General features: G+C 67.1%; 6 protein-coding genes. 1 reads left to right on the top strand and 5 read right to left on the bottom strand.

Annotated elements, in window-relative coordinates; genetic code table 11:
* The 4 genes from JOZ76_RS14705 to istA all read right to left on the bottom strand — a co-directional run.
* The coding region (locus JOZ76_RS14705) for an ATP-binding protein (protein ID WP_291699349.1) at positions 1 to 556 on the bottom strand (556 nt) is incomplete at its 3' end.
* Positions 553 to 789, bottom strand: a complete 237-nt coding sequence (locus JOZ76_RS14700; RefSeq protein WP_291699348.1) for a hypothetical protein — start codon at positions 787 to 789, stop codon at positions 553 to 555. The genes JOZ76_RS14700 and JOZ76_RS14705, both read right to left, overlap by 4 nt.
* Positions 786 to 1,700, bottom strand: a complete 915-nt coding sequence (locus JOZ76_RS14695; RefSeq protein WP_291699347.1) for a Mu transposase domain-containing protein — start codon at positions 1,698 to 1,700, stop codon at positions 786 to 788. The genes JOZ76_RS14700 and JOZ76_RS14695 overlap by 4 nt, the downstream gene beginning before the upstream one ends.
* A gap of 3 nt (positions 1,701 to 1,703) precedes the next feature.
* Positions 1,704 to 2,309 carry an IS21 family transposase gene (gene istA / locus JOZ76_RS14690; RefSeq protein WP_291699346.1) on the bottom strand — a complete coding sequence of 202 codons (606 nt, stop codon included), beginning with the start codon at positions 2,307 to 2,309 and terminating at the stop codon, positions 1,704 to 1,706.
* Positions 2,310 to 2,464: 155 nt separating this feature from the next.
* Here istA and JOZ76_RS14685 point away from each other — a divergent pair, with 155 nt between their 5' ends.
* Positions 2,465 to 3,232, top strand: a complete 768-nt coding sequence (locus JOZ76_RS14685; protein ID WP_291699345.1) for a hypothetical protein — start codon at positions 2,465 to 2,467, stop codon at positions 3,230 to 3,232.
* 68 nt (positions 3,233 to 3,300) lie between these two features.
* Here JOZ76_RS14685 and JOZ76_RS14680 read toward each other — a convergent pair.
* Positions 3,301 to 3,808, bottom strand: a 508-nt coding sequence (locus JOZ76_RS14680; protein WP_291699344.1) for an IS66 family transposase, incomplete at its 5' end; no start/stop codon positions are given.

Raw genomic sequence — 3,808 nt, 5'->3', positions numbered from 1 at the left:
CGGGCAAGGCCAGATAGCCCAGTTCGTCCAGGACCAGGAGCTCAACTCGGGTGTCGCGGCCGACGACGCGACCGAGCTCGCGGCGCGAGTCTGCTTCTTGGAGTTCGTTGGCGAGTGCGGCCAGGGTGGTGAACCTGACGCGCCGACCTTGTTGGCAGGCGCATACCGCCAGCCCGGTCGCGAGCATCGTCTTGCCGGTGCCGGACTCGCCAATGAAGATGATCGACTCGCGATCGTCGATCCAGGTGCCTTCGGCTAGCGCGGCGAGCGTGGCCTGGGGAACGTTCGGGTTGTCCTCGAACCGGAGGTCCTCCAGGCGCTTGACCAGCGGCAAGCGCGCGTCCAGCAGCCTGCGTTTCTCGCGCCGTTCGGCGCGTTCTTGCACTTCGGCTTGCAGCAGCGCGGCGAGATACGCAAGCGGCGTTTGCTGTTCGCGGGTCGCTTCTTGAGCCAGCGGGCGGAAGCGGGACCGGATCGCGGGCAGGTGCAGCTCGCGGGCGTGCGCCTCACCGAGCGCCTCCAGCGCTGCGGTGTTGGGATTGCGCGGCTGGCTCATCGTCCGCTCCTTCGCTCCAGCGTCAGCCGCTGGGCGTGCTCGGCGCAGCTCAGCAGCTCGGCGGCGCGCTCCCGAGCCTGTTCGCTGGTGAGCACGCACACCGCGGGGTCCAGCCGCATCGTGTCGTCGGTCATGATCACACTGACCAGCTGGCACAGCAGCCCGTCGTCGTCATAGCCGACGTGGTCGTGCTCGATGAACGCGTCGAGGCAGTGGTATGCAGGCCACCTCATCGCCTCGCCTCCCGCGCGATCAGCTGGTTGTAGTCAAACAGGGTCGGCTCGGGCCGCTCATGCTGGGTGAGCCGCTCGGGCAGCTCGCTCAGCGCCTCGGGCTCGGGCCGCTGCTGGCGGCTGATCAGCACCGCGACCGCGCGCCCGTCGTGTGCCCCGGCGGCGAGCACGCCACGGACCGCCAGCTCGACCACATCGAGGTCGTGCTCGCGGCACAGCATCAGCACGTCGACCATCTGACGGGCCGCTTCGCTCGCCCCGACCTTGCCTTCGATCGCGCGCCACAGCAAATCGAAGCACTCTGGCCAGCGTCCTTGCTCGCGTTCCTGGCGCAACGCCAGCGAATGCTCGAGCGCGCCCGGCTTGCGTTGCAGCAGCTCGAGATAGTGATCGAGCCTGGCGGACCGCTGCTGGCTGCCGCGCAGCCGGGGATGCCGGGCGACCTCCTCGCCGTCGTGCAAGACGGTGATCTCGCGCGCGCCGACCCACACCAGAACCCTCAGTCCCACCAGGCGGACCGGCACCGAGTAGTGGTTGCGCCGGACCGTGACCATCGACTTCTGGTTGACGCGATGAGTCGACTCCTCCCACGTCGGGAACGGTTCCTTCGGCAGCGGCCGCAGATGATCGATCTCGCGCGAGAGCAGCTCCCCGACCGTCACCGACCGGCCCGAAATCACGCGCCTGAGATCCGCGATGCAGAACGCAGCGAGCTGGTCGTTGAGCTCCTCAAGCGAGGCGAACTCCGGCACCGGCACCAGATGCGAGCGGCGAAACCGGCCAACCTCTCCCTCCACCCCGCCCTTCTCATGGGCCCCCTCGATCCCCGACAAGGTGAACCACGACTCATACAGGTAGTGGGAGCGGAACGCGACGAACCGCTCGTTCTCAACCCGCCGGCGCCCCTTCAACGTCTACTTCGCCGCCGCCTTGAGATTGTCGTAGCGGAGGGTCCCGAATACCCCGGAAAAGAACTCAAACGCGGCCACGTGCCCCTCGAAGAACGCCTGCTGGGACTGCGTCTCGAACGCCATCACGAAACACGCGCCCGAAAAGCAGGAGCGCATCACAAACAGCCCCACGGTCATCAGCACACCGGCGATGATCACCTTCGCCTCGCCCCAATCGACCTCCGCGCTCACCCCCGGGTCGTGCACCTGCGGGCAGTAAGCCTGGGCAGTCAGCCCGAGCTCGCGCCGGCGGCGGCGCACATGGTCGCGAACCGTCGTCTCGGCCACCTCCGCGCCGTGCTCCTCGACCAGGCGCTGGTGGATCCGCTTGGCCGTGTGCCGCTGCTTGGGCGGCGCCTGCAGGTCAGCAATCAGCCACGAGTCGATCAGCTCGTAATAAGGGCCAAGCGCCGGCGCCGGGCGCCCCTCCGGGCATTTGCGCTCCGGCGGGATCGCCGACTCAAGCGCCTGGCGAACCGTCCGCCGATGCACACCGTGACGGCGTGCCAGCGCGCGGATCGACAGCCCCACCCGGTCATGATCCCTGCGGATCCTTTCGAACAGTTCCACGCGGGAACCCATCCCTTCTGCGACCTCCTGGTCGTGCTTGACAAAGCACGAACCGTTCGGTTGCCATCGGACGGAAGTGGGGCCAAATCAGACCGTCGCAGTGGGGCCAAATCAGGTCGTCGTTCCCATTCACCAAACGAGAGCTCGTCGAGCTGATGCATGGGGTCGATGTGGCCGTCGCGGAGGGGGCGCTCGAGGAGTTCGCGCTCCGCCATCTCGGCTTGGCTCGCGCAGCCTCGCACGCTCAGGCCAAGTTTCGCTCGGACTGGGGCAAGACGGTCGACTCGACGCGGCCGGACTGGACGGCCAAGCGCTGCATCCGCTGGTCGATGCGGGGGGTAGGAGCTGCGATCGACGCCGTCGATCACGACGTGCTCCAGCGCAAGATCGACCTCAGCGGGCGAGCCGCCTACTCCGAGCTGATCGGGCAGGCACTCTTGATCCTGGTGGAGTGCGCGCTCAAATACGACCCGGACCGAGCGGAGTTCTCCACGTTCGCCTGCGAGTGGCTGCAGAAGAATCTAGCTCGCTACAACCGCCGGGACTTCGAGATCCGTCCGCCCGAGGACAAGTTCGGGCAGCCGGGTGCCTACCCGTTCACCGTGAGCGAGCACGCGCGAGTCGCCAAGACCGACGCCCAGAATCGGAACTTCGGCGACGGGGGCCAGACCACGACGGTGAGCAGGATCGCTGCGTACGAGGTGGACCGCGATCGTGATCCGGAGGCGGGCCTTGATGCGATGGCGCGTCGCATTGCCGTGGAGCGGCTGCCCGGTGAGCAGCGTGCGATCTACCGGCTGCATGTCGCTGGCTTTCGGCAGTGGGAGATCGCTGCGAGGCTCGGCCTCTCGGAAGATCAGGTTTGGCGGAGGTGCGCTCTGCCCGTCACAAACTACGCGCATTTCTGGACCCCGGCGCGGTAAAAAACAGAAACACCGCATAATAGATATGTAGAGAGAAAAAGTGTAACCGTTCAGTCCCGGGTCTCGGGTCAGGTGAGCGCGGGGAATGGGTCGCCGCGGTTGTGGGCGATGAGGAGTTTCCGTAGGTAGGCGAAGAGTGAACGGTTTTGTAGGCGGCAGGTGGCGGCTGCCGATTGGGCGCGTTCGGCGAAGCGTTCGCCGCCTGGGCTGCTGGTGCCGTGGGAGAGTTTTCGGTGAATGACCGGTCCTCGGAGGGCGCGTTCGGCGGGGTTGTTGGTCGGCTCGACGCCGTCGACGGTGACGAAGGTCCAGAGCGCGCGCCAAACCTTGAGCAGGTTGTTCGCGAACCGCCGGTGCCACCGGGTGCGTCTGCTCTGGGGGGAGGCGTCCTGGAGCAGTCGGCGTAGCTCGGTCTGGATCGGCGCGATCTCGCCCGCCAGCAGGTCGCGGTCGTGGTGATCTTGCTGGGAGGCGCGCCACGCCTTGAACACCCGGCGCGTGAGCTCGAGGCCTTGCTCGCCGAAGATCTTCTGGTCGGCCAGCCCTTCGCTATGGCGGCGGAAGTCGCGCTGGATG

Origin of the sequence: Bradyrhizobium sp., from assembly GCF_019244115.1 — a bacterium.
Classification (GTDB): domain Bacteria; phylum Pseudomonadota; class Alphaproteobacteria; order Rhizobiales; family Xanthobacteraceae; genus Bradyrhizobium.
Note: the sequence above shows the minus strand (reverse complement) of the source record. Positions and strands in the feature narration are given on the sequence as shown.

Coding starts and splice junctions, on each gene's coding strand:
- JOZ76_RS14700 (WP_291699348.1), bottom strand. CDS start 789: ATGAGGTGGCCTGCATACCACTGCCTCGACGCGTTCATCGAGCACGAC.
- JOZ76_RS14685 (WP_291699345.1), top strand. CDS start 2,465: ATGCATGGGGTCGATGTGGCCGTCGCGGAGGGGGCGCTCGAGGAGTTC.